Source organism: Allobosea spartocytisi, from assembly GCF_014764685.1.
Lineage (GTDB): Bacteria > Pseudomonadota > Alphaproteobacteria > Rhizobiales > Beijerinckiaceae > Allobosea > Allobosea spartocytisi.
The window spans coordinates 137335-163084 of record NZ_JACXWY010000012.1 but is presented as its reverse complement, the minus strand read 5'-3'; the positions used below and the strand labels follow the sequence as shown (position 1 = coordinate 163084).

At 66.1% G+C, this 25750-nt stretch carries 23 protein-coding genes; 8 read left to right on the top strand and 15 right to left on the bottom strand.

Annotated elements, in window-relative coordinates; translation table 11 throughout:
- Nucleotides 1–217 precede the first annotated feature (217 nt).
- The 8 genes from IED13_RS18790 to IED13_RS18755 all read right to left on the bottom strand — a co-directional run bounded on the left by IED13_RS18790 (nt 218) and on the right by IED13_RS18755 (nt 7796).
- Complete coding sequence (locus IED13_RS18790; protein ID WP_210323669.1) at nt 218–1624, bottom strand: AAA family ATPase; 1407 nt, start codon at nt 1622–1624, stop codon at nt 218–220.
- Between the two features lie 352 nt (nt 1625–1976).
- Nucleotides 1977–2474: a GNAT family N-acetyltransferase gene (locus tag IED13_RS18785; RefSeq protein WP_191125077.1), complete on the bottom strand. Its 498-nt coding sequence runs from the start codon at nt 2472–2474 to the stop codon at nt 1977–1979.
- A gap of 687 nt (nt 2475–3161) precedes the next feature.
- The gene (locus tag IED13_RS18780) at nt 3162–3968 is read right to left on the bottom strand and encodes a class I SAM-dependent methyltransferase (protein ID WP_191125076.1); all 807 of its coding nucleotides are present in this window, start codon (nt 3966–3968) and stop codon (nt 3162–3164) included.
- Nucleotides 3969–4081: 113 nt separating this feature from the next.
- Nucleotides 4082–4531 carry an NUDIX hydrolase gene (locus tag IED13_RS18775; protein WP_112763888.1) on the bottom strand — a complete coding sequence of 150 codons (450 nt, stop codon included), beginning with the start codon at nt 4529–4531 and terminating at the stop codon, nt 4082–4084.
- Nucleotides 4532–4765: 234 nt separating this feature from the next.
- Nucleotides 4766–5179 carry a c-type cytochrome gene (locus IED13_RS18770; RefSeq protein ID WP_191125075.1) on the bottom strand — a complete coding sequence of 138 codons (414 nt, stop codon included), beginning with the start codon at nt 5177–5179 and terminating at the stop codon, nt 4766–4768.
- A 120-nt stretch (nt 5180–5299) separates the two neighbouring features.
- The gene (locus IED13_RS18765; RefSeq protein WP_051988372.1) at nt 5300–6115 is read right to left on the bottom strand and encodes an alpha/beta fold hydrolase; all 816 of its coding nucleotides are present in this window, start codon (nt 6113–6115) and stop codon (nt 5300–5302) included.
- Nucleotides 6116–6396: 281 nt separating this feature from the next.
- Nucleotides 6397–7092, bottom strand: a complete 696-nt coding sequence (locus IED13_RS18760; protein WP_197062796.1) for a flavin reductase family protein — start codon at nt 7090–7092, stop codon at nt 6397–6399.
- Nucleotides 7089–7796, bottom strand: a complete 708-nt coding sequence (locus IED13_RS18755; protein ID WP_038366639.1) for a GntR family transcriptional regulator — start codon at nt 7794–7796, stop codon at nt 7089–7091. The genes IED13_RS18760 and IED13_RS18755 overlap by 4 nt, the downstream gene beginning before the upstream one ends.
- Before the next feature lie 242 nt (nt 7797–8038).
- Here IED13_RS18755 and IED13_RS18750 point away from each other — a divergent pair, with 242 nt between their 5' ends.
- From IED13_RS18750 to IED13_RS18720, 7 genes are all read left to right on the top strand, one after another.
- On the top strand, nt 8039–9607 hold the full coding sequence (locus tag IED13_RS18750) for an ABC transporter substrate-binding protein (RefSeq protein ID WP_191125074.1): 1569 nt from the start codon (nt 8039–8041) through the stop codon (nt 9605–9607).
- Between the two features lie 129 nt (nt 9608–9736).
- Nucleotides 9737–10729 (top strand): ABC transporter permease, encoded by a 993-nt coding sequence (locus IED13_RS18745; RefSeq protein WP_038366644.1) that lies wholly within the window; start codon nt 9737–9739, stop codon nt 10727–10729.
- On the top strand, nt 10719–11693 hold the full coding sequence (locus tag IED13_RS18740) for an ABC transporter permease (protein ID WP_191125073.1): 975 nt from the start codon (nt 10719–10721) through the stop codon (nt 11691–11693). Before IED13_RS18745 ends, IED13_RS18740 begins: the two co-directional genes overlap by 11 nt.
- Nucleotides 11694–11719: 26 nt before the next feature.
- Nucleotides 11720–12919, top strand: a complete 1200-nt coding sequence (locus IED13_RS18735; RefSeq protein ID WP_191125072.1) for an amidohydrolase family protein — start codon at nt 11720–11722, stop codon at nt 12917–12919.
- Nucleotides 12920–12957: 38 nt separating this feature from the next.
- Nucleotides 12958–14421 carry an amidohydrolase family protein gene (locus tag IED13_RS18730; protein WP_191125084.1) on the top strand — a complete coding sequence of 488 codons (1464 nt, stop codon included), beginning with the start codon at nt 12958–12960 and terminating at the stop codon, nt 14419–14421.
- Nucleotides 14418–15407 (top strand): ABC transporter ATP-binding protein, encoded by a 990-nt coding sequence (locus tag IED13_RS18725; RefSeq protein WP_191125071.1) that lies wholly within the window; start codon nt 14418–14420, stop codon nt 15405–15407. The genes IED13_RS18730 and IED13_RS18725 overlap by 4 nt, the downstream gene beginning before the upstream one ends.
- Before the next feature lie 64 nt (nt 15408–15471).
- Complete coding sequence (locus IED13_RS18720) at nt 15472–16434, top strand: ABC transporter ATP-binding protein (protein WP_191125083.1); 963 nt, start codon at nt 15472–15474, stop codon at nt 16432–16434.
- 123 nt (nt 16435–16557) lie between these two features.
- On the opposite strand, the gene IED13_RS18715 is transcribed toward IED13_RS18720, so the two are convergent.
- The gene (locus IED13_RS18715) at nt 16558–16989 is read right to left on the bottom strand and encodes an OsmC family protein (protein ID WP_191125070.1); all 432 of its coding nucleotides are present in this window, start codon (nt 16987–16989) and stop codon (nt 16558–16560) included.
- Nucleotides 16990–17232: 243 nt separating this feature from the next.
- Between IED13_RS18715 and IED13_RS18710 the strand changes: the two genes are divergently transcribed.
- Nucleotides 17233–17679: a PaaI family thioesterase gene (locus IED13_RS18710; RefSeq protein WP_191125069.1), complete on the top strand. Its 447-nt coding sequence runs from the start codon at nt 17233–17235 to the stop codon at nt 17677–17679.
- 116 nt (nt 17680–17795) lie between these two features.
- On the opposite strand, the gene IED13_RS18705 is transcribed toward IED13_RS18710, so the two are convergent.
- The 6 genes from IED13_RS18705 to IED13_RS18680 form a co-directional block, all read right to left on the bottom strand.
- Entirely contained in the window at nt 17796–19454 is a 1659-nt protein-coding gene (locus tag IED13_RS18705; RefSeq protein WP_191125068.1) for an OFA family MFS transporter, read from the bottom strand.
- Nucleotides 19455–19549: 95 nt separating this feature from the next.
- Nucleotides 19550–19807, bottom strand: a complete 258-nt coding sequence (locus IED13_RS18700; RefSeq protein WP_191125067.1) for a formate dehydrogenase subunit delta — start codon at nt 19805–19807, stop codon at nt 19550–19552.
- Nucleotides 19804–20646 (bottom strand): formate dehydrogenase accessory sulfurtransferase FdhD, encoded by an 843-nt coding sequence (gene fdhD / locus IED13_RS18695; protein ID WP_191125066.1) that lies wholly within the window; start codon nt 20644–20646, stop codon nt 19804–19806. Before fdhD ends, IED13_RS18700 begins: the two co-directional genes overlap by 4 nt.
- Nucleotides 20633–23515, bottom strand: coding sequence for a formate dehydrogenase subunit alpha (gene fdhF / locus IED13_RS18690; protein ID WP_191125065.1), 2883 nt, complete (start codon nt 23513–23515; stop codon nt 20633–20635). The genes fdhD and fdhF overlap by 14 nt, the downstream gene beginning before the upstream one ends.
- Before the next feature lie 10 nt (nt 23516–23525).
- Nucleotides 23526–25091, bottom strand: coding sequence for a formate dehydrogenase beta subunit (locus tag IED13_RS18685; protein ID WP_191125064.1), 1566 nt, complete (start codon nt 25089–25091; stop codon nt 23526–23528).
- Nucleotides 25088–25564, bottom strand: coding sequence for an NAD(P)H-dependent oxidoreductase subunit E (locus tag IED13_RS18680; protein ID WP_191125063.1), 477 nt, complete (start codon nt 25562–25564; stop codon nt 25088–25090). Before IED13_RS18680 ends, IED13_RS18685 begins: the two co-directional genes overlap by 4 nt.
- Nucleotides 25565–25750: the final 186 nt, after the last annotated feature.

Here is a 25750-nt window from a genome sequence, read left to right as displayed (position 1 = left end):
GCAGCAAAGGCCCAATCAACGCCCATTCCTCGTCCGTCAGACCGATCCGCTCGCCCAAGGCTTCCTCCAAAAAGAAGCCTTGAATCAATCCGCGTGTCTCAGGTCAAGCTTTGTCCACGAGGCCTAGATGTGAAGCCAGAGCCAAGCTTGGGTAAAAAATGGCTCAGGAATGTAGCGCCGGACTGATCCTCGATCAGGAATTCAAAATGGATCATTTTTAGTCCAGATAATTGCTATACCAGAGGCTACCCAAGGGAATACCTTCGTCTACCATATTGCTAATAATCGGGTCGGCGCTTGCTCGCCGGATAGTCGATAGCCCATCCGGACCTTTTTCCATAACCCACACCTCCTCGGGATTAAGGGCGTCTACGAGATATGGCTGATGGGTTGTGACGAATATTTGAGATGAATTTCTGCGGCCATTGGCATGTGAGCGAAATTCTGCAGCAAGAGATTCCAAGAGCTTATGGTATAGTCCGTTCTCCGGCTCTTCAATGCATAAAAATGGCGGCGGCTCTGGGTCTTCCAGAAGAAGTAGGTAGGCAAAAATCTTTAAAGTGCCATCTGACATTTGCTGAGCAAAAAATGGATCTGAGAATCCACTATCGTTAAATCTAAGAAGGAGGCGGCCATCCTCTGTTTTGTGGGTGTCGATTTTCGATATTCCCGGAATTTTCTGCGATATGCGAAGCAATATTTCCCGAAATAGCTTGGGGTGTTCTCGTTCCAGATACTGAACGACGTTGCCTAGGTTGTCTCCATGGACGTTTAAGTGCCGTTGTGGTCCTGCCATCGGTAGTCCACGGGCGGCATCTGGAGTAAAGTAGCTAAGGTGCCATCCCTCAATGAAGCGACGAAAGGCTGCAATCCGAGGGTGCTGTTTGAGCGATCCGAGTGTAGATATCCCCAAACGTCGAGGGTCATCAAGCTCAACAACTTCAGTTTCTCCTGACTCTACTTGTTCTTGCTTTGATACAAAATCAAGGAGATCGTCGATGCTAATATCTTTCTCTTCCTTTAGGCCTTCCTCGTCGCCCTTCCATGCTGCGCCGCGGCCTGCGTTTAGGATTAAGAAAGAGAATGGCCATCCTCGCGCGCTTCCTCTTCGGCGTTGTCGCAGTCGCTCACGAAGCACGTATGGTCGCCCGGTTTGATCAAGGTCGATCGCAAGTTCGTATGTTATTGGGCGAGAATTATTGTCTTCCTTGTAGTATATATCAAATTCGATTGGGTCATTGACTCCTTGAGTGCGAATTCTCTGAAAGCCGCCTCTTCCGTGTTGATCGCAAGCTTCTTCGACGCCAACGCGTAGGCAGTCTGACAGGAATCCAAAGGCATCAAATAGCGTGCTTTTTCCAACGCCATTGCGGCCTATTACCGCTGTTAGCGGAGTGAGAGGAGAGTCGTCCCGAAAATTCCAAAGGCGGCCTAGAGTGACATCTTTAAGTGCTCGATAATTTCTTACCCGAAAACCTTCAATCCGTGCCACGACTCTCGCCCAATCAAAGAAGCTCCCCTGCAAACATACCCGATGAGACATGAATGCCAACAGTTCGTTGGTGCAAATAACCGCGATAATGTTGCGGCTGTGGGGAACTAGCGATAATCGAAGAGGCACCATCGCCTATCCTCGCCCCCATGACCGTCCCCTCCATCCTCATCCACGCTTCCCGCGATTTCGAACACTTCCTGCTCGATGCGCGCGATGAGCTCGGGCTCGGCACCACGCATTAGGCCGATGCGGCGGTACTGGCCGTGCTCGTTACCTTCCGGGCAAAAGGTTAGGCGCGGAGAACCCCTCTCCCGGATGGGAGAGGGGCAGGGGTGAGGGACCGCCGCTGATCGTCTAGCCGCAACGGAGCCGTTGAGCCTTCTTCAGAAAACGCACATCCTCATCCGGCGCTCCGCGCCACCTTCTCCCAGCCGGGAGAAGGAAAGGCGTAGCGGTTCGGCAGACCTATCGCTCCTGAGCCTCAGGCCCCGTCGAAAGCCGCGTGATAGCGCACTGTGCCGGCCGGCACCCCGGCGCCGAAGGCGAGGCGCATGAAATATTCCGGCGGCACGCCCTCCAGCACCAGCGCCGGATCGGCAGCAAAACCGAAGCGGCCGTAATAGCCGGGGTCGCCGAGCAACACGCAGCCGCCGGCGCCGATCTCGCGCAGGCGCTGCAAGCCCTCGCGGATCAGGCCCGAGCCGATGCCGTCGCGCTGCCGGCCCGGCCGCACCGAGACCGGCCCGAGCCCGAACCAGCCGCGTTCCGCCCCGTCGATCGTCACCGGCGAGAAGGCGACATGACCGACAATCTCGTCGCCCTCGACCGCGACGAGCGAGAACGTCAGCGCCCCGGCCGCGCGCAAGCCGTCGATGATGGCCGCTTCGGTGCCGCTGCTATGCGGCGCCGCCGCGAAGGCTTCGGTGGTTAGGGCGCGGATGGCGGCTGCGTCCGCGGGCTGTTCGGGGCGAATTGGCATGCTGGCTCCTTGGAGGGGCGCTTATGCCATGCCGCCATCCCGGCGTGGAGTCGAAACCCGGCCCGCCGTCAGGCTCGGCCTTGTGCCGCGCATCCCCGTCTTGCGCGGCCGATGGAGGGCGCGGGAACCCTTCTCCCGCAGGGGGAGAAGGGAAGAGGCGTCGCGGCTCGCCAAAACTTATCCCCGCCCTTGCAAGCCGCGCCTATCCTCGGGCCACCTCATCCCCGAGGGGCAGCCATCCGGAGGTGTGCCGTTGGTGGGGATGAGGTCGGCGCCTGCGGGTGGAGTCACGATCCACTCCCGGGAGGCTTCGGGGCACCGCCCTGGGGACACTACGATCCCTGTGCGAGGAGCTCGCTGGGAACGGCCGATGGCATCACGCCTTCGTCCCATGCCCGAGTAGACGCGACAAGGCGATGAGCCGCACTGGCGTCGAAAGGGCTCGCGGCGAAGGATGGCCGCAGGCCCGATAAGCGCGGCCCGGAGACTTAAAGAACGCCGGCAAGCGGAGCGCCACGGGGCGTGCGGAAGGTGGCTCAATCCTTCCGCGCCGCATCCTGGCTCAATGGAAGCGGCCCGATACCCAACCGCGCCTCGCGGCGCTCCGCTGCCCCTCGCTCTCGAACGAACGCCGCAAGGCGGGCGGGGTGTTGGCTTGCGTGGCAGGCATCGGCCAATGCCGCCCTCTCAGGGCGAGATGCCCTGTACCGCCCAGGCGCGCGCCTCCAGCGTGATCGTGCCGTCCTCGGCGATCGGCAGCCTGTCCTGCAGCCTCTGCCGCAGGGACTCGCGCGCCGCCGGCGCCAGGCCGGCGTAATAGGCCGCAGCCGGCCCGGTGCCGAGCGCGAAGGGTTGCCAGAAATCCGCGAAGTCGCGGAACACGGTCGGGATCGTGATCGGCGCGCAGGTGACGTCGGTGAGCCCGGCGGCGAGCGCGAGCCCGGTCAGCCCCTCCTGGGTGCAGAAGGGGAAGCGCCGGTCCTCGCCGAGATCGGCGGCTTGCGGGTCGAGCGCCGTCGCGGCGCTCCAGAAGGTGCGCAGGAACTGCACCCCGCCGCCCGGATAATCCCAGACATAGAAGCAGATCAGCCCGCGCGGCCGCACCACCCGACGCATCTCCGCCAGCGCCTTGGCTCGGTCGGGCACGATATCGAGCACCAGCCCGGAGCCGACGGCGTCGCAGCTCGTATTCGCCACCGGCAGGGCCTCGGCGCTGCCCTTCCGAAAGCTGGCGCGGGGATTGGTGATCCGCTCGCGCGCCAGCGCCAGGAAGTCCTCCGAGGGGTCGACCGCGACGACGCTGACCGGCACGGTCAGGCCGAGCAGCGCCTCGGTGAGCGCGCCGCTGCCGCAGCCGACCTCGAGCCATTCGAAGCCGGGCAGGGGGTTCAACCAGTCGATGAAGCGCGGCGCCAGCTCCCGGCTCCAGCGCGCCATGAAGCGCTCGTCAGTCTCGCCGGCCTGCCATGCGTCATGGCGCGTCTGGTCGGGCATTGCCGGCCTCCGCTTTTCTTTGTTCCGGATGGTGACGCTACGTCATTTTCGTCGAATGCGCCAGTAATCGTCAGGTCTCGGCGCTGTCATTCGGGCGCGGTCGCCGCGGGCTTTCATGCCGCCAGGGCAGGCAGCGTCTCCAGCTTGCGGATGGCGGTGCTGAGCTCGGGCTCGTCGACGATGTCGGCGGCGTCGGCGAGCTTGAACCAGTGCAGGTCGCGCTGGTGCTGCTCGCGGAAGCTGCCGAGCTGCTTCTCGACCGCCAGCAGATAGAGCTTCACCTCGCAGAGCGCGAAATGGTCGCTCATCCGCTTCCAGTAGCTGTAGCGCCCGGCCGGCTCGTGGCCGATGCGGCCGATCACGCCGGCTTCCTCATAAGCCTCGCGCGCAGCGGCGTCGTGGTCCTTGAGGCCCTTGATCGGCCAGCCCTTCGGCACGATCCAGCGGCGCGTCGTCCGCGAGGTCACGAGCAGGATCTCCATCGAACCGTCGGCGGCGCGGCGGATCGGCACAGCGGCGATCTGCGACCGCTTCTCTCCCGTTTTCCGCTTGGCCTTCTTCATCGGTGCGTGGAGACCTTTCCCGGGCAGTACATTTCTCCGGCTCCCGAATCGCGATGATCCGCCGGAACGAATAAATATTGCATCCAATCGCGAAAATGGAAGAGGCGTTCTGTCATGGCCGGGGGATTACCGGCCCTGATCTGAGCGCATGCCGTCGTTTTTCGTCCGGCGCCGCCTGCCGTGGCGCCGCGCGAGACAGGGGCTGATCGGAGAGCTGTGCGGCGAGAGGCGCCGTCAGAGCTTCTTGCCGTCCTTGTCGAACTGCTTGAGGAAGGCGATCAGATCCTGGATCTCCTTCTCGCTGCGGATGCCGGCGAAGATCATCTTGGTGCCGGGGATCTTCGCCTTGGGATCCTTGATGTAATCCGCGAAGGTCGCCTCGTCCCAGGTCAGGCCGGAATTCTTGGTGGCGTTCGAGTAGCTGTAGCCCTCGGCCGCGCCGGAATGCCGGCCGATCACACCGTTGAGCTCGGGCCCGACGAGGTTGCGCGCGCCCTCGCCGATCTGGTGGCAGGCGCGGCATTTGTTGAAGGAGCGCTGGCCGGCCTCGAGATCCTGCGCGGCGGCGGGATGGGCGAGGAGCGGCAGGGCCAGAAGCGATGAGGTCAGGAAGGATACAGCGAGGAAGCGGGGCAGAACGGCGCGCATGGGTCTCGTCTTTCGGGGCCCGGCTTGCGGCCCGGGTCTTCCTTGGAACGGTTCCGGTTTAGCGCGGGCCGGCGCCGGGCCGATATGGGTCCTTTCGACGCGGCCGGGCGGGCGGGGCGCTCAGAGCTCGCCGATCCATTCCGCCACGGAGGCGGTGAAGATGTCCGGGCGCGAGACCGGGAAGAGATGCCCGCCGGTTTCCATGATCGAGCGGCGGCAGCCGGGCAGGGCGGCGGCCAGCGCCTCCTGATGGTAGACCGGCACGACCATGTCGTCCCGTGCCCCCATGACCAGGATCGGCATCGGCAGGGCTTCGATATCGGCGGTGCCGTCGAAAGCGAGCAGTGCGTCGATGCGTTCGCGCATCACGGTCCGGGCGTGGTCGCTTACCGGCGCTGCCTCGATCGCGTCGTCATAGATGTGCCAGTTCGCCTCGATCCAGCGCGGCTGGTAGGCGCTGAGCACGGACAGGGCGGCGAAGCCCTGCGGAGCGCAGTCGAGGATGGCGCGCCGGGCACCGAACAGGGCGGTCATGTAGCGGCAGGCCTTGAGCCAGCTTCCGCTGAGGATGAGCCCGTCGAACCGGCCGGGCGCAAGCTTTGCCATCCCCTGCGCGATGCAGCCGCCGGTCGAATGGCCGAGCACGACGGCCCGGTCGAGTCCGGCCGCGTCGAGCACGGCGAGGCCGTCGCGGGCGAGCCTCTCGATGTCGCAGGGCGCCTCGCCGCGGCTGCTGCCGCCGATGCCGCGCTGGTCGAAGCGGATGATCTCGAAGGAACGCCCGAGCGTCGCGGCGATGTTCGTCCAGAATCCGGCGGTGCCGCTGAGGCCGCTGACCAGCAGCAGCGGCTGGCCATGGCCCTCGCGGAAGCAATGGAGCGTGGCTCCGTCATCCGTCTCGGCCCGGAAGTCGATGATCTCGCTTGTCGTCGTCATGTCGTCACCCAACGGACATGGCCCCGTGCCGCGCAGCAATGGCGCGGCTGCGCCGCCATGGTTCCGCCTTCCCCCTGTCGCGGTGCATCGCCCCGCTGTTCTTCGGCCGCGCTCCGAAGAGCGCTGCCGTCACGTCAGGTCAGGATGACCCATGCGGGCGGAGCCCGCCATGGCGTGAGCGCGAGGGGCGGGATGCGATAAATGCAAGGTCGATAGGTGGAGGACTAACCGTTGCGCGTCTGTTGCATGGCAAAGCTGCGCTTCGCCGCAGCACCGGCAGGTCAGTCCCGTCGGTTTGCGGCGTCCGGATCGGTCCGCCAGGTCGCGAGCGGCATGGTCGGCAGATCGAAATAGTCCCGCGTCGTCGCGTAGCCATGGCCGCCCATGCGGCCGACGGCGTCGAGCGCGACAGGGTCGACATGCAGGCGTTCGTCGACGGTATCGCCGCGGAAATGCGCATAGACGATCTCGCCCAGGATGATCTCGCGCGAGCTGCCGATGCCGAGCGTGGTGTGGTGGCGGCATTCGAAGGCGGCCGGCGCCTGGCCGATCCAGGGACAGGGCACCTTGATGCCGGGCATGGCGGTGAGGCCGGCCTCGGCGAGCTCGTCCGTGCCGGGCTCGAAGGGCACGGCGCAGATGTTCATGCCGGCGACCAGCGCGTCGGAGACGATGTTGACGGTGAAGGCCAGCGTCTCGCGGATATTGCGGCCGGTATCCTTCTGCGCGCCGGTCGGGCGGTATTCGACGCCGAGCGCCAGGATCGCGGGATCGGCGGAGAGGCAGTTGAAGAAGGAGAAGGGCGCGGCATTGACCGTGCCCTGCGCATCGACCGTTGTCACCAGCGCGATCGGCCGCGGCACCACGGCGCCGATCAGCAGCTTGTAGCGTTCGCGCGGCGTCAGCTGCGCGAAATCGAAGGTGACGATGCCTGGGGCTTCCTCGGCCCGCGGCTGCACGGCCGGCGTCGCTGTCATGATGGAGTCAGTCCTTCGCTCAGGGCATAGGGGGCGAGCACGTCGCGGATGTCGCGCTCGATGCGGGGTGTCAGCAGCGCGCGGGTGACGACGGCGCGCAAATGGTGGTCCATCAGGTCGGCGGCGCGGGCGGCGTCGCCGTCGCGCAGGGCCTCGATCAGCTGGCGGTGTTCGGAGACGGCGCATTCCGAGGAATGCGGCCGGCCGTAGATCGCCAGGATCAGCGAACAGCGCGACGAGGATTCCTGCACATAGCGCAGCAGCAGGGCGTTGCCGGTCATCTCCGCGAGCTTGATATGGAACTCGCCGGACAGACGGATCGATTCCGGCCCGTCCTGCCCATGCGCCTTTTCCTCCTGCCGGACATGGGCTTCCAGCTCGGCCGCCTGCGCGGCGGTCAACCGCCCGGCGAGGTTCTCGGCGACGAGCCGCTCGAGCCCGCGCCGGACCTCGAAGACGTCGCGCGCCTCCTCCAGCGTCGGATAGGCGACGGAGGCGCCCTTGTTCGGCGTAAGCTCGACCAGCCCTTCCACCGAAAGGCGGTTGAAGGCCTCCCGGACCAGCGTGCGGCTGACCCCGAGCTGCTCGCCGATCGAATCCTCGGGCAGTTTCATGCCCGGTTTCAGCGCCTGTTCGATGATCGCGCGCCGAAGCGCCCTGTAGACGGATTGCGCACGCAATCCCGGCAGCCGTGACTCGCCCATATCGGCCTGTCCTCGCTTTGGTCTGACCTTGCTGGGGACCGTCAATGTCACGAGACGGGGCTCCGTTCCAGTTTGCGCTTGTGTTCAATAATCGCATACAATACGATCAAACAATCGTATGCAAGACTGAACATTAATCGCACACGAGATGGCGCGGAAAGCGCCACGATGCGCACAGAGGTGGCAGTGACGACCGCGTGGCTTCGTTCCGGGCTGCGCCGAATGAAAAGGGGAGAGTGTCGATGAAGAAGGCCTGGTTGCTGGCGGCTGTTGCCGCTTTCGCGCTGAGCGGCGCGGCGGAGGCGAAGACGCTGAAATGGGGTGCGGGTCGCGAGATCGCCTCGCTCGATCCCTATTCCTTCGGCGAGACCTTCACGCTGTCGGTCCTGAACCATGTCTATGAAGGGTTGGTGCGCTACACCGGCGACCTCAAGATCGAGCCGGCGCTGGCCGAGTCCTGGGAGACGGTGTCGCCGACGGTCTGGCGCTTCCATCTGCGCAAGGGCGTGACCTTCCACAATGGCGACCCCTTCACGGCCGACGACGTCATCGCCTCGCTCGCTCGCGTCTCGGATGCCGCCTCGCCGCTGAAGGGCAATCTGCCGGCCTATAAATCCTCGAAAAAGATCGACGACTACACCGTCGAGATCGAGGTCGACGGCCCCTATCCGCTGCTGCTCAACGACCTCACCAACATCTTCATCTTCGACAAGAAGTGGCTGGAGGAGCACAACGCCCTGAAGCCGACCGATGTCGGCAAGGGCGTCACCGGCTATCCCACCGACCACGCCAACGGCACCGGCCCCTTCTCGATCGAGAGCCGCCAGCCCGACGCCAAGACGATCCTCGTCAGGAATCAGGGCTGGTGGGACAAGCCGCAGCACAATATCGACCGCATCGAGTTCGTCCCGATCGCCTCGGCCTCGACCCGCGTCGCGGCGCTGCTGTCGGGCGAGATCGACTACACCAATGTCGCGCCGCTGCAGGATCTGCCGCGCCTCAAGGCGTCGTCCGACGTCAAGGTGATGCAGACCAACGAATTGCGCTCGGTCTTCTTCGCCTTCAATCTCAAGGACCAGCTCTTCGAGAGCGACGTGAAGGGCAAGAATCCCTTCCAGGACATCCGGGTGCGCGAGGCGCTCTATCGCGCCATCGACATCGACGCGGTCCAGAAGCGCGCCATGCGCGGCCTCTCGCGCAACACCGGCGCGCTCATCGCGCCCGCCATCCCGGGCTATGAGCCGTCGCAGGACGAGCGTCCGCCCTTCGATCTGAACGCCGCCAAGAAGCTGCTCACCGAGGCCGGCTATCCCAACGGCTTCTCCTTCCAGATGAATTGCCAGAGCGATTCGCTGGTCAATGAGGAGGAGTTCTGCCAGGCGGTCGCCTCGATGTGGTCGCGCGCCGGCTTCAAGCCCAATCTCAGCATGGCGCCGCGCGCCCAGCAGACGCCGAAGCGCACCAAGGGCGATTTCGACGTCCTCTCCTTCGGCTGGGCCAACGAGCCGATGATCGACGCCTATTCCCTGCTCGTGCAGGTGATCCACTCCAGGACCGGCACGGCCGGCGTGTTCAACTGGGGCAACTGGGGCGATCCGAAGGTCGACGCGCTGATCGACAAGGCCGGCGTCGAGCTCGACAACGCCAAACGCATCGAATTGATGAAGCAGGCGCTCAAGCTGGTGAAGGAGCAGACCCTGTTCATCCCGCTGCACCAGCAGCCGATGGCCTGGGCGATGCGTGCCAATGTCGAGACCATGGTGCAGGCCTCCGACAACAAGCCGCGCCTGTGGCTGACCAAGCTGAAGTGAGGCTGAACCGCCGCCGTCGTGGCCGGGTTTGACCCGGCCATCTCGGAAACGAGCCCTTCATCCGCCTGAGCTTCCCGGGTCTTCGCCAACGCGAAGCCCGGGAATGCCGCCGGAACCCAGGAGCCGCCCATGCCGGCCTTCCTCCTCAAGCGCTTCCTGAATGCCGCCGGCGTCATGCTCGCCGTGGCCTTCCTCGCCTTCCTGAGCTTCCGCTTCGTCGGCGATCCCGTCGAACTGATGCTGAACGAGCAGGCGAGCCAGCAGCAGCGCGACGAATTGCGGACCCGCCTCGGTCTCGACAAGGGCTTCGTGCTGCAATTCGCGACCTTCGTGAAGAACGCGGCCCAGGGCGATTTCGGCATCTCCTACCGCAATCAGCAGGATGTCTTCGCGCTGATCTCGGAGCGCTTCCCGGCGACCTTCGAGCTCGTCCTGGTCGCGACCTTCCTCTCGCTCGCCCTCGGCATCCCGCTCGGGGTCTACACCGCCATCCGACGAGAAAGCCTCCTCGCCAAGGCGCTGCAATTCGGCTCGGTGCTCGGCGTCTCGCTGCCGAGCTTCGCGCTCGGCATCATGCTGATCCTCGTCTTCTCGGTGACGCTGCAATGGCTGCCGGCCTTCGGCCGCGGCGAGGTGGTGAAGCTCGGCTGGTGGAGCACCGGTTTCCTGACGCCGTCGGGGCGCAAGGCGCTGATCCTGCCCGGCATCACCCTCTCGCTCTTCCAGATCACGCTGGTGATGCGGCTGGTGCGGGCCGAGATGCTCGAGACCATGCGCACCGATTTCATCCGCTTCGCGAGGGCGCGCGGCCTGCCGGCCCGCTCGATCCATTTCGGCCATGCGCTGCGCAACTGCCTGATGCCGGTCATCACCGTCACCGGCCTGCAGATCGGCAATCTCATCGCCTTCGCGCTGGTCACCGAGACGGTGTTCCAGTGGCCGGGCATGGGCATGCTCTTCGTCCAGGCCGTGACCTTCGTCGATATCCCGGTGATGGCGGCCTATCTGATCATCGTCTCCTTCATCTTCGTCGCGCTGAACACCCTGGTCGACCTGACCTATGCCTGGGTCGATCCGCGCCTGCGCGAGGACGCGCTCTCGGGAGCCGCCAATGCCCGCTGAAACCGTCGCGACCGCCGCCAAACCTGCCGATGCCAAGCCTGCCGATGCCAAGCCCGGCCGCATCCGGCGCTTTCTCGACAGCGACATCGGCTGGAGCTTCCGCAAGACGCCCGCCGCCTGGATTTCGGCGCTGGTGCTGACGCTGCTGATCGTCACGGCCTTCCTGGCCCCGCTGATCGCGGCGCAGAACCCCTATGATCTCTCGCAGATCTTCATCGACAAGGCCGAGATCCCGCCGATCTGGCAGGAGGGCGGCGAATGGCCCTTCCTGCTCGGCACCGACCCGCAGGGCCGAGACGTGCTCTCCGCCATCCTCTACGGCTCGCGCATCTCGCTGATCATCGGCTTTTCCGCCGTGGTCGTCTCGATGCTGATCGGCGTGTCCGTCGGGCTCGTCGCCGGCTTCCATGGCGGGCGCATCGACAATCTGCTGATGCGCCTCGGGGATACCGTGCTGTCGATTCCGACGCTCTTGATGGCGATCCTGGTCTCGGCGGTGTTCCGCGGCCTGCTGCCGCCGGAACTGCGCGACCCCTTCGCCGCGATGGTGCTGGTGCTTGCGATCTCGCTGACCAACTGGGTGCAGTATGCCCGCACCGTGCGCGCCTCGACCATGGTCGAGCGCCGCAAGGAATATGTGCTGGCCGCCCGCATCATCCGCGTGCCGGCGACGCGCATCATGCTCTGGCACATCCTGCCGAACACGCTGACGCCGGTCATGGTCGCGGCGACGCTCAATCTCGGCCTCGCCATCCTCTCGGAGGCGACGCTCTCCTTCCTGGGGGTGGGCATGCCGATCACCCAGCCTTCGCTGGGTACGCTGATTCGCATCGGCAACCAGTACCTGTTCTCCGGCTCCTGGTGGCTCGTCGTGTTCCCCTCGCTGCAGCTCGGGCTGATCGTGCTCTCGGTCAACCTGCTCGGCGACTGGCTGCGCGATGCGCTGAATCCGAAACTTCGCTGACAAGAAACCACGAGGAAATGCCTGATATGACCGCCTCCCTGCTGCTCAAGAATGTCCGCCCGAACGCCGGTGCTGCCCTCGACATCCTCATCGAGAACGGCCGCATCGCCCGCATGGCGAAGGACATCGCCGCGCCCGCCGGCGTGGCGGTCGAGGATGGGCGCGGCGAGATCGTCATCCCCGGCCTCGTCGAGGCGCACACCCATCTCGACAAGAGCCTCTGGGGCCAGCCCTGGTACGTCAACGAGGTCGGGCCGAAGCTGCTCGACAAGATCGACAATGAGCGCGAGAGCAAGAAGCGGCTGGATATCGAGCCGGCCCGCCAGTCGGCCCGGCAGTCGATCCAGTCCTCGCTGATGGGCACGACCCATATCCGCAGCCATGTCGACGTTGACACCGAGCACGGGCTCTGGGGCGTCGAGGGCGTGATGAAGACCCGCGACGACTACCGCGACATCGTCGACATCGAGCTCGTCGCCTTCCCGCAATCGGGCCTGCTGCGCCGTCCCGGCACGCTGGAGCTGATGGATCAGGCGATGAAGGCCGGCTGCGAGATCGTCGGCGGCCTCGATCCCTGCGGCATCGACCGCGACCCCAAGGGCCATCTCGATGCCGTCTTCGCGCTCTGCCAGACATATGGCAAGCCGCTCGACATCCATCTGCACGAGCCCGGCGAGATGGGCGCCTTCTCGACGGAGCTGATCATCGAGCGCACCCGCGCGCTCGGCATGCAGGGCAAGGTCACGATCAGCCACGCCTTCTGCCTGGGCTCACCCGATCCTGCGCTGGTCGATCCGCTGATCGCGCAGCTCGCCGGGCTCGACATCGCGATCATGACCACCGCCCCCTCGCGCAGCGCCGCCCCGCCGGTGAAGAAGCTGGTCGAGGCCGGCGTGCGCGTCTGCTCAGGCTCGGACGGCATCCGCGACACCTGGGGCCCCTATGGCAATGCCGACATGCTGGAGCGGGCGATGTTCGTCGGCCTGCGCAACAATTTCCGCCGCGACGACGAGCTCAGGATCGCGCTCGATGTCTGTACGCTCGGCGGCGCGCAGGTGATGGAGATCGCCGATTACGGATTGGCCGAGGGCAAGGCGGCGGATTTCGTCATCCTGCCGGGCGAGACGCTGGCCGAGGCGGTCGTCACCCGCTCTCCAAAGCGCCGCGTCGTCAAGCGCGGCAAGATCGTCGCCCGCGACGGCGTTTCGGTCAGGACCGCGCCGTGAGCCTCAAGCCGGCAAAGCGCCCCGAAGGCCGCATCCTCATGGCGGCGCGCTGGGTCGTCGGCCACAAGGACGGCCGCCATCGCCTCTACGAGAACGGCGAGGTGGTCTTCGAGGATGGCAGGATCGTCTTCGTCGGCCATGGCTTTCCCGGCGAGGTCAGCAGACGCGTCGACTACGGCAACGCCCTGATCGGGCCGGGCTTCGTCGATTGCGACGCGCTTTCCGATCTCGACACCACCATCCTCGGCTACGACAACCAGCCGGCCTGGAAGAAGGGCCGTGTCTGGCCGCGCAGCTATCTCGAGGCCGGACCCTACGAGATGTACAGCCGCGAGGAGCTGGCCTTCCAGAAGAAGCACGCCTTCGCGTCCCTGATCCGCAACGGCATCACCACGGCGCTGCCGATCGCCTCGCTGTTCTACCGCGCCTGGGGCGAGACGGTGCAGGAGTTCGAGGATGCCGCTGAAGCCGCCGCTGCGCTCGGCATCCGCGCCTATCTCGGCCCGGCCTATCGCACCGGCAACCAGCTGGTCGAGGAAGACGGCCGCATCGTCACCCATTACGACGAGGCGCGCGGCCTCGCCGAGCTCGCCGCCGCGATCGATTTCGCGAAACGCCATGAAGGCGCCGCCGGCGGTCTGATCCGTGCCATGCTCGCGCCGGACCGCATCGAGACCTCGACGGCGGAGCTCTTGCGCCGCACGGCCGCGGCCTCGCGCGAGCTGGGTATTCCCGTCCGGCTGCATTGCTGCCAGTCGAAGATCGAATACGACCTCGTCCTCGCCCAGCAGGGATTAAGCCCGCCGGAATGGCTGGAGAGCCTCGGCTTCCTCAACGAGCGCTGCCTGCTGCCGCACGGCACTGTCGTCTCCGGCAGCCGGCTCGTCGACCGGCCCGGCCGCGATCTCGAGATCATCCGCGATTCCGGCGCGAGCATCGTCCATTGCCCGCTGGTCTCGGGCCGGCACGGCAATGCCATCGATCATTTCGGCCGCTACCGCGCGATGGGGCTCAACATCGCCATGGGCACGGATACGAGCCCGCCCGACATGGTGACGAACCTGCAGGTCGGCATGATCCTCGCCCGCACCATGGCGGGCAACGCCGGCGCCGTGCGCTCCGAGGATTATTACGATGCCGCGACCATCGGCGGCGCCGATGCGCTGCGGCGGCCCGATCTCGGCCGGCTCCAGCCGGGCGCCTGCGCCGACATCACCGTCTTCGAGCTCGACCGGCCCCATAGCGGGCAGGTCATCGACCCCATTCAGACGATGATGCTGACTGGCCATGGCCGCGACGTCTCGACCGTGGTGATCGACGGCCGCTTCGTCATGGAAAACCGCATCATCCCCGGCATCGACGAGGCCGCCGACAACGCCCGCGCCCAGGCCCAGTTCGAGGGGCTGATGGCGCGCTACCCCGAACGCACCCTCGGACACCCGCCGATGAGCGAGATCTTCTCGTCGAGCTACGCCATCGAACGCAGCGAGGCCATCGCATGACCGCATCCGCCGCCGCGCCTTTGCTCTCCGTGCGCGACCTGCGCATCGTCTTCGACGGCCGCCACGGCCCGCTGACGGCGCTGGACGGCGTCTCCTTCGACATCGCGCCGGGAGAGATCCTCGGCGTGGTCGGCGAGTCCGGCGCCGGCAAATCTCTGACCGGCACGGCGGTGATCGGCCTGCTCGATCCGCCCGGCCGCATCGCCGGCGGCGAGATCAGGCTGGAAGGCCAGCGCATCGACGATCTGCCGGCGGAGACAATGCGCCGCCTGCGCGGCCGTCGCATCGGCGCGATCTTCCAGGACCCGCTGACCTCGCTGCACCCGCTGCTGACGGTCGGCGACCAGCTCGTCGAGACCATCACCACCCATCTGCCGGTCGGCAAGGCGGAGGCGCGCAGGCGCGCGCTCGACCTGCTCAAGGAGGTCGGCATCCCCGCAGCCGAGTCGCGCATCGACGCCTACCCGCACCAGTTCTCGGGCGGCATGCGCCAGCGCGTCGTCATCGCGCTCGCGCTCTGCGCCGAGCCTTCGCTGATCATCGCCGACGAGCCGACGACCGCGCTCGACGTCTCCATTCAGGCGCAGATCACCACGCTCTTGAAGCGGCTCTGCCGCGAGCACGGCACGTCCATCATGCTGGTGACGCATGATATGGGCGTCATCGCCGAAACCGCCGATCGCGTCGCGGTGATGTATGCCGGCCGCATCGTCGAGATCGGCCCGGTCGAGGATGTCGTGCGCCGCCCGCGCCACCCCTACACGGCCGGGCTGATGGCCTCGATCCCGAGCGTCCATGCCCGGCATGCGCAGCTCAACCAGATCGACGGCGCCATGCCGCGGCTCAACGCCATTCCGCCGGGCTGCGCCTTCAACCCGCGCTGCGGCCGGGCGGAGGGCGTCTGCCGCGATCACAAGCCGGGCCTTCCGCCGGTCGCCCATGCGGCGGCCTGCCACTTCCCGCTGCAGGAGTTGGCCCATGCGTGATACCGTGACCACGCTCGAACGAGGGCAGGCCGTGCCGGAGATCGCGACCACCGCTACGGCGACCATGGACGACATCATCCTCGATGTCGCCTCGGCCTCCTGCCGCTTCGACGTCTCGGCGCCGACGCTCTCGCGGCTGTTCTCGAAGCAGCCGCGCCGCATCCTGCGTGCCGTCGAAAACGTCTCTTTCACGGTCAGGCGCGGCACGACCTTCAGCATCGTCGGCGAATCCGGCTGCGGGAAGTCGACCCTGGCGCGCATGGTCGTCGGCCTCCAGCGCCCGACGCAGGGGATGCTGAACTTCCGCGACATCCGCCGCGCCGACGGCTCCTTCGGTCCGCCGCGCGTGCAGATGATCTTCCAGGACCCCTATGCCTCGCTCAACCCGCGCTGGCGCGTCGGCGACATCATCGCCGAGCCGATCCGCGAATTGAAGCTGCGGCCGGACGCCGCGAGCACGAAAGACCGTGTCGGCGACCTGCTGGAGATCGTCGGCCTGTCGCGCAGCGATGCGAGCCGCTACCCGCATGCCTTCTCCGGCGGCCAGCGCCAGCGCATCTCGATTGCCCGCGCCCTCGCGACCGAGGCCGATTTCCTCGTCTGCGACGAGCCGACCTCGGCGCTCGACGTCTCCGTGCAGGCGCAGATCCTCAACCTGATGGTCAAGCTGCAGAAGGAGCTGGGGCTGACCTATCTCTTCATCAGCCACAATCTTTCGGTCGTCCGGCACATGTCGGACGATCTCGCCATCATGTATCTCGGCCGCTTCGTCGAGGCGGGGCCGGCCGAGGAGGTCTTCAGCCGGCCGCGCCACCCCTATACACGGCTGCTGCTCGACACGATTCCCGATGTCGAGCGGCCGAACCGCGAGCGCCGGCCGATGTCGGGCGAGGTGCCGAGCCCGATCGACCCGCCGCCGGGCTGCAGCTTCAACCCGCGCTGCTCACGCGCCGCCGATCGCTGCCGGGCCGAGCGGCCGGAGTTGCGGATGCTGGGTGGCGTCAGCGTCTCCTGTCATTTCGCGTGAGGTGGCAGTTCCTCTCCGTCATGGTCGAGCTTGTCCCGACCATCCACGTCTTCCTTCGGCGAAGGCGGTGTTCAAGACGTGGATGCTCGCCACAAGGGCGAGCATGACGTTGCGGCCGGAAACTCAACCTACCAATGTCGCCTCGAGCGTGATCGGCGCCTTGAACAGCTTCGAGACCGGACAACCGGCCTTCGCCTTGTCGGCCAGCGACTGGAAGGTCGCCTGGTCGGCGCCGGGCACCTTGCCCTTGAGGGTGAGTTGGATCGCGGTGATGGCGTAGCCGTCGTCGAGCTTGTCGAGCGTCACCTGCGCCGTGGTGTCGAGCGCCTCGGCGGTCAGCTTGGCTTCGCCGAGGATCAGCGACAGCGCCATGGTGAAGCAGGCGGCATGCGCCGCGCCGAGCAATTCTTCCGGGTTGCTGCCGGGCTTGCCCTCGAAGCGGCTGGCGAAGCCGTAAGGATAGTCCTTGAGCGAGCCTGTCTGCGTCGAGATCGCGCCCTTGCCGTCCTTGATGCCGCCTTCCCAATGGGCCGAGCCGGTCTTGTTGATCGCCATGACGCTGTCTCCTGTTCTGGCTGCGGATAGTCATGCGGCGCCTGACGGGCCGGTCTTCCGATAACGGTTCAGAACCCGTCGGGTTCGCTTCCTGCCAGGCAATAAAATGTGGCGCACGAGCGCCGACAAGGAAAAGCAGCCGACGCGCCGACCTCGGGGAGAGGCCGTAGGGGGCAGATAGCCCGCTTCCGATCTGTTGCCGGCCGCGCGCGCGCCTGCCACGGTACTTGCGGAGGATACACCATGAGCCACGGCATCGCCGAAATCGACCAGCGCATTCGGACAAGCTTTTCCAAGCAGGGCCTGATGCAAACCCTCGGCGCAACGCTCGGCGAAGTGCTGCCCGGACAAGTGGAAATCGCGCTGACTCCCATGCCCGAGATCTCGCAACAGCATGGCTTTGTCCATGCGGGAGCCGTGAGCTCCATAGCCGACAGCGCTGCCGGTTACGCGGCCCTCAGCATGATGCCCATGGACCGGGGCGTGCTCACCACCGAATTCAAGATCAACCTGCTGGCGCCTGCGGCAGGCAAGCGCATTATCGCTCGAGGGAGGGTGGTCAAGGCGGGCCGCACTCTCACCCTTGCTCAAACTGAGGTGTTCGCTGAAAGCGACGGCAAGGAGCGCTTGATCGCGCTCCTGACAGCCACGCTGATGGCGATCGAAGGCCGGGACGGCATCGCTGACTGACTCCGGCGTCCCACCATCCCAGGCTTGCCTCAGCGGGCATCTTAGCACCGTCATCCAAGAGAGAAGCCCGCACCGGTCTCCCGATGCGGGCCTCGTCGTGTCGTTGCGGTAGAAGCCTAGCGGAACAGCGCCAGCGACTTCGAGAGCGTGATCCAGACGCCCCAAGCGATCGGCAGGCCGACCACGGCCCAGGCGAGCAACGCCGTGCCGTCGAACCCACCTTTGCCTATGCCGTAGGAGCCGTAATGAGCTGTCGCATCGACGCTCGCCGACCGCTTCTGCAATGCGGCGACCTCGGCATCCTTCATGAACCACTTCGCCGCGACCGGGCGAACCAGCAGGTTGCAGAGGAAGCCGAACACCAGCATGCCGGCGAGGATGTACATGGTGCGGTCATAGACCTGCGCGCGCGGCACGCCGGCATTGATCTGCGCCTCGCGGATATAGTTCACCACGACAGGGCCGATGATACCGGCGGTCGACCACGCCGTCAGCAGGCGGCCATGGATGGCGCCGACGAACTGCGTGCCGAACATGTCGGCGAGATAGGCCGGCACCGTGGCGAAGCCGCCGCCATACATCGACAGGATGATGCAGAAGAAGCCGACGAAGAGCGCCAGCGACCCGGCATGCGCCGCCCAGGGCGCGAGCGCGTAGAGCAGGATGCCGAGCCCGAAGAAGGTGGCATAGGTCAATTTGCGGCCGAGCTTGTCCGAGAGCGAGGCCCAGAAGAAGCGCCCGGCGATGTTGAACAGCGAGAGCAGGCCGACGAAGGCAGCCGCGATCGTGGCGATCTGCGTCTTCTGCCCGGCGTCGAGGGCGGCGAAGCCGATCTCCGGCTGGCCGATGAGCTTGCCAGCGAAGATCTCCTGCAACATGGGCGAGGCCATGCCGAGCACGCCGATGCCGGCGGAGACGTTGAGGCAGAGCACCGCCCAGATCAGCCAGAACTGCGGCGTCTTGTGCGCGTTCTGGAGATGGACATGGCCCGAGGTGATCATCGCGTTCTGCGTCGCCGGCGGGATCCATCCGTCGGGGCGCCAGTTCGCCGGCGGCACGCGATAACCGAAGGTGCCTGCCATCATGAAGACGAAATAGATCGCGGCCATCGCGACGAAGGTCTGCCAGACGCCGACCGAGGCCGGGGTCTTGAAATAGTTCATCAGCATGTCCGCCAGCGGCGAGCCGATCATCGCGCCGCCGCCGAAGCCCATGATCGCCATGCCGGTGGCCATGCCGCGCCGGTCCGGGAACCATTTCACCAAGGTCGAGACCGGCGAGATATAGCCGAGGCCGAGGCCGATGCCGCCGATCACGCCGGAGCCGAGCCACATCAGCCAGAGCTGGTGCGTGTAGACGCCGAGCGCCGAGACCAGAAGGCCGCCGCACCAGCACAAGGTCGAGACGAAGGCCGCCTTGCGCGGGCCGACGCGCTCCAGCCAGCCGCCCCAGATCGCGGCGGAGGAGCCGAGCAGGACGAAGAACAGCGTGTACATCCAGCCGAGATCGGCGACCTTCCAGTCGCAGGCGGTGGTGAAGAGCGAGCCGATCAGGCTGACATCCGCCGCGCAGGCGATGGGCTTGGTGATGCCGATCGCCTGGCTCAGCGGCAGCCAGAACACCGAGAAGCCATAGGCCATGCCGATGCAGAGATGGATGCAGAGCGCAGCCGGCGGCACGAGCCAGCGGTTGAAGCCGGCCTTGGCGATGGTCCGTTCACGGTCGAGCAGGCCGATGCCGCCTCCGACCTGTCCGATATCCTCTGCGACACTCATTCCCCGGTTCCTTTCCCCATGGCTTCGCCGTTCGGGCCGGGTAGGGTCCCGGCTCGTTGTCATCTCTTGTCGCCGGCAGGACCGGCGTCTGGCTGCTAACCTCCGCGCCCCGGCCTGATCTTCGGCAGGGCTTGCCGCAGCAGGGGCGTGAGGTCCTCCGGCCGGTTGACGAAGGCGGCAAGGAAGTCGCCGCGCATGCGTCCGGTCCAGAACTGGTTGATATGGTCGGCGACGGAGGCGGCGGCCTCCGCTTCCGGATAGGCCTTGAAGAAATCGGCGATCTGCCCGGCCATGCGCCGGAGCTTCTCGACGTTTTCGGCGTGGTGATCGGTGGTCAGGCCGGCCTCCGTCATCGGGCGATCGTCTCAGGCTTCGGCGCGAGCGCACCGGTGAAGACGATGCAGCCGTCGCGCCGCGCCACGGCGGCGAGCGTAAGGCCAAGATGCCGGGCCCGCTCGATCGCGAGCGAGGTCGGCGCGGAGATCGCGACCAGCGTTCCCGCGCCGAAGATCGCGGCCTTCTCGACCATCTCGAAGGAAGCGCGGCTGGTGACGAGCAGGAAGCCGTCACGGGCATCCGCGTCGGCCCGCAGCCGCGCGCCGATCAGCTTGTCGAGGGCGTTGTGGCGGCCGACATCCTCGCGCACGGCCAGGATCGTGCCCGAGGTATCGCACCAGGCGGCGCCATGGACGGCGCGGGTCAGCTGATTCAGCGGCTGGTGCTTGTCGAGCGCTGCGAGCGCGGCCTCGATCGCCGAGGCCGATACGGCGCGGGAGGCCCGCGTCGCCGCATCGGCCATCGGAATTTCCTCGATGGTCTCGACCCCGCAGAGACCGCAGGAGGTCCGGCCCGAGAGATTGCGCCGCCGCGCCAGATGCTCGCGGAAGCGGCCCGGCGCGAGCTCGACGGTGACGATGACGCCCTCGTCCTTCGGCTCGACAGTGACGCTGCGGATCTCGGAGGCGTCTCGAACGATGCCCTCGGTCAGGCTGAATCCGGCAACGAAATCCTCCAGATCGGACGGGCTCGCCATCATCACCGCATAGGGCATGTTGCCATAGACGATGTTGATGGGGGTCTCGACCGCGACCTCGATCTCGCGCGCGCCCTCCCGCTCTGCGCCGAAGCGCAGCGGCTGCGCCGTCACGGCGGCCGAGGCCGGCGGCTGGGCTTCGGGGTTATTCCGCGGCATCGGGCAGGCGCTCCGCGATCCGGCGCAAGGTCACGTCCTCCTCGAAATTCTTCTCCTGCCAGGCGGAATAAGCATTGGTGCGCCGAACGTCGACGGCGGTCACCTTGTATTCCGGGCAGTTCGTCGCCCAGTCCGAATAGTCGGTGGTGATGACGTTGGCGCCGGTCTTGGCATGGTGGAAGGTGGTGTAGACCACGCCCGGCTGCATCCGCTCGGAAATTATCGCCCGGAGCGCGATGTCGCCCGAACGGCTGGCGAGCGCGACGAGGTCGCCGTCGCGGATGCCACGGCTCTCGGCGTCGAAGGGGTGGATCTCCAGCATGTCCTCGTCATGCCAGGCGCCGTTCTCGGTGCGGCGGGTCTGCGCGCCGACATTGTATTGCGAGAGGATGCGGCCCGTCGTGAGCAGCAGCGGGAAGCGCGGCCCCGTCCGCTCGTCGGTCGGGACGTATTCCGTAATCATGAACTTGCCCTTGCCGCGCACGAAGCGGTCGACATGCATCAGGGGCGTGCCGGTCGGCGCCTTGTCGTTGCAGGGCCACTGCACCGAGCCGAGCTTGTCGAGCTTGTCGTAGGAGACGCCGGCGAAGCTCGGCGTCAGCCGGGCGATCTCGTCCATGATCTCGCTCGGATGGCCATAGGCCATCTCGTAGCCCAGCGCGCGGGCCAGATCGATCGTCACCTGCCACTCGTCCTTGCCGGCGAGCGGAGCCATCACCTGCCGCACGCGGTTGATGCGGCGCTCGGCATTGGTGAAGGTGCCGTCCTTCTCCAGGAAGGAGGCGCCCGGCAGGAAGACATGGGCGTATTTCGCCGTCTCGTTCAGGAAGATGTCCTGGATGACGACGCATTCCATCGAAGCGAGGCCGGCCGTGACATGCTTGGTGTTGGGGTCGGACTGGGCGATGTCCTCGCCCTGGACATAGAGGCCCTTGAACGTGCCCTCGACCGCTTCGTCCAGCATGTTGTTGATGCGCAGGCCCTGCTCGGGATCGAGCGGCACGCCCCAGAGCATCTCGAAGACCTGCCGGGTCGAATCGTCGGAGACGTGGCGATAGCCCGAGAACTCGTGCGGGAAGGAGCCCATGTCGCAGGAGCCCTGGACATTGTTCTGCCCGCGCAGCGGGTTGATGCCGACGCCGTCGCGCCCGATATTGCCGGTCGCCATGGCGAGATTGGCCATCGCCATTACCGTGGTCGAGCCCTGGCTGTGCTCGGTGACGCCGAGCCCGTAATAGATCGCGCCATTGCCGCCGGTGGCGTAGAGCCGTGCCGCGGCGCGCACATCGGCCGCCGGCACGCCGGTATAGGTCTCGCTCGCCTCCGGCGAGTTCTCCTCGCGGGCGACGAAGCGGGCCCAGTGCTCGAAATCGCCGAGATCGCAGCGCTCGCGGACATAGGCCTCGTCGATCAGCCCCTCGGTAACGACGACATGGCTGAGCGCATTGAGCAGCGCGACATTGGTGCCGGGGCGCAGCGGCAGGTGGTAGTCCGCCTTCACATGCGGCGACTGCACCATGTCGATCCGGCGGGGGTCGGCGACGATCAGGCGGGCACCCTGGCGGATGCGCTTCTTCATCCGCGAGGCGAAGACCGGGTGGCCGTCGGTCGGGTTCGCGCCGATGACCAGGATGACGTCGGACTTGGCGACGGACTTGAAGTCCTGCGTGCCGGCCGAGGTCCCGAGCGTCGTGCGCAGCCCATAGCCGGTCGGCGAGTGGCAGACGCGGGCGCAGGTATCGACATTGTTGTTGCGGAAGGCGGCGCGCACCAGCTTCTGGACGAGGAAGACCTCCTCGTTGGTGCAGCGCGACGAGGTGATGGCGCCGACCGATTCACGGCCGTATTGGGCCTGGATGCGCTTGAACTCGGAAGCCGCGTAATTGATCGCCTCTTCCCACGACACCTCGCGCCACGGGTCGGTGATCTTCGCCCGGATCATCGGCTTGGTGATGCGGTCGGTATGGGTGGCATAGCCCCAGGCGAAGCGGCCCTTGACGCAGGAGTGGCCCTCGTTCGCCTTGCCGTCCTTGTAGGGCACCATGCGGATGACGCGGTCGCCCTGCATCTCCGCCTTGAACGAGCAGCCGACGCCGCAATAGGCGCAGGTCGTGACCACCGAATGCTCGGGTTGGCCGTGCTCGATGACCTTGTTCTCCATCAGCGTCGCGGTCGGGCAGGCCTGCACGCAGGCGCCGCAGGAAACGCATTCCGAACCCAGGAAGTCGGTCGGGCCGGCCGCGACGCGCGAGTCGAAGCCGCGCCCGGTGATCGTCAGCGCGAAGGTACCCTGCACCTCCTCGCAGGCCCGCACGCAGCGATTGCAGACGATGCATTTCGACGGGTCGTAGGTGAAATACGGGTTGGAGGTGTCCTTAGCGAGCCAGTTCTCGTTGACCGCGCCGTCCTTGCCCTTGGCGAAGACGTGGTTCTCGCCCTCATAGCCGTAGCGGACCTCGCGCAGGCCGACGGCGCCGGCCATGTCCTGCAATTCGCAATCGCCATTGGCCGAGCAGGTCAGGCAATCCAGCGGATGGTCGGAGATATAGAGCTCCATCACCCCCTTGCGCAGCCCGGAGAGGTTCTCCGACTGGGTGCGCACGACCATGCCCTCTTCGGCCGGCGTGGTGCAGGAGGCCGGCGTGCCGCGCCGACCCTCGATCTCGACGAGGCAGAGTCGGCAGGAGCCGAAGGGTTCGAGCGAGTCGGTGGCGCAGAGCTTGGGGATTTTGGTGCCGAGGCTCATGGCGGCGGCCATCACCGAGGTGCCCGCCGGGACCGTGACGCTCTGGCCGTCGATGCTCAGCGTCACCGTCTTCTCGGAAAGCCGGATCGGCGTGCCGTAGTCGATTTCCTTGATCAGGCTCATCGTGGCCTCCTCACTCGGCTGCCAGCGGCAGCGGAGGACGGTCGAAATCCTCTGGGAAATGGTTGAGCGCACTCAGCACCGGCATGGGGGTCAGCCCGCCCATGGCGCAGAGCGAGGCGTCGGTCATCAGCTTCGAGAGATCCCGCAGCACGGCAATGTTCTTCGGCACTTCGGTGCCGGCGATGATGCGGTCCATCGTCTCGACCCCGCGGGTCGCGCCGATGCGGCATGGCGTGCACTTGCCGCAGCTTTCCTTGGCGCAGAATTCAAAGGCGAAGCGCGCCTGCTTGGCCATGTCCACGCTATCGTCGAACACGACGATGCCGCCATGGCCGAGCATCGCGCGCATCGCCGCGAGCGCCTCGTAGTCCATCTGCACGTCGAGCTGACCGGCCGTGAGATAGGCGCCGAGCGGCCCGCCGACCTGCACGGCCCGGATCGGCCGGCCGGACAGCGTGCCGCCGCCCATATCCTCGATGATCTCGCGCAAGCTGATGCCGAAGGCGAGTTCGATCAGCCCGCCGCGCCTGACATTGCCGCCGAGCTGGATCGGCAGCGTGCCGCGCGAGCGGCCCATGCCGTAATCAGCATAGGCCTGCGCACCATGGTCCATGATCCAGGGCACGGCGGCGAAGGAGAGCACGTTGTTGACGACGGTCGGCTTGCCGAACAGGCCCTGCAACGCCGGTAGCGGCGGCTTGGCACGGACGATGGCGCGCTTGCCTTCGAGGCTTTCGAGCAGCGAGGTCTCCTCGCCGCAGATATAGGCACCGGCCCCGAGCCGCACTTCCAGATGGAAGGCGTGCTCCGAGCCCAGAACCGAGGCGCCGATCAGTCCGGCGGCTTCCGCCTTCAGGATTGCGCGCTGGAGCGTGCGATGGGCATGCGGGTATTCCGAGCGCAGATAGATGTAGCCGCGCGTCGCCCCGACCGCGATCGCGGCGATCGCCATGCCTTCGATCACGAGATAGGGGTCGCCTTCGAACAGCATTCGGTCGGCGAAGGTGCCGCTATCGCCCTCGTCGGCGTTGCAGACGATATATTTCTGCTCCGCCTTGGCGTCGTGGACGGTCTTCCACTTGATCCCGGTCGGGAAGCCCGCGCCGCCGCGTCCGCGCAAGCCGGAGGCCTTCACGGCCTCGACGATCTCGCCGCCAGTGAGCGCCAGCGCCTTCTCCAGCCCCTTGAAGCCGCCATAGGCGCGGTAATCGGCGATCGAAAGCGGGTCGATGACGCCGACGCGCTCGAAGGTGAGCCGCTGCTGGCGCTTCATCCAGTCGAGTTCTTCGGTCTTGCCGAGGCGCAAGGCGTGAGCGCCGCCCGAAGCGAAGCCGGCATCGAACAGCGACGCGACGTCCTTCGCCGCGACCGGCCCGTAGGCGATGCGGCCTTCAAGCGTCTCGACCTCGACCAGCGGCTCCAGCCAGAGCATCCCGCGCGAGCCGTTGCGGACGATCTCGACGGAAAGCCCGCGCGTCGTCGCCTCAAAGGCGATGGCATGCGCGACGGCTTCCGCGCCGACCGACAGGGCGGCGGCGTCGACGGGAACGAAGATGCGAACCGGGGTGGCGCTCATGAATGCGCCCTTCCGTGCTGGCAGAGCCCGGCGATGCGGGCGGCATCGACGCGCCCGATCAGTTCGCCATCGATCAGGGCCGAGGGCCCGAGCGCGCAATTGCCGAGACAATACACCGTTTCGACGATGGCGTCGCCGGCATGGTGGCCGTCGACCGCGATGCCGTGGTTGCGGGCGAGTTCGTCGACGACGCTCTCGCAGCCCAAAGCCTGGCAGGCCTCCGCCCGGCAGAGCTTGATGACCCGGGCCGGCTGCGGGGTGGTCTTGAAGTCGTGATAGAAGGAGATCGCGCCATGGACCTCGGCGCGCGACAGGTTAAGCGCTTCCGCGATCAGCGGCACGGCCTGAGGGTCGACATAGCCGAACTCGTCCTGAAGGGCGTGCAGCATCGGCAGCGTGGCGCCTTCCAGATGCGCGAGGCCCGCGACGATCATGCGTGCGCTGTCCTGATCCCAGGCCGGATAACCCGCCATCTTTCCTCCATAGGCCCGGTTCGCCGGACGCTCGTTATGGGAAGGGTGGTTGAAACTGGAATGATTTCAAATCGATTCTTTCGAATGTGTGATAGTTTATAGCTATCAATCTGCGCGATATAGGCGTGCGTCCGCCATGCGGCGGGTTTGGGTGGCTCCAAAAATTCTCCCGGAGGGCCGTTTTGC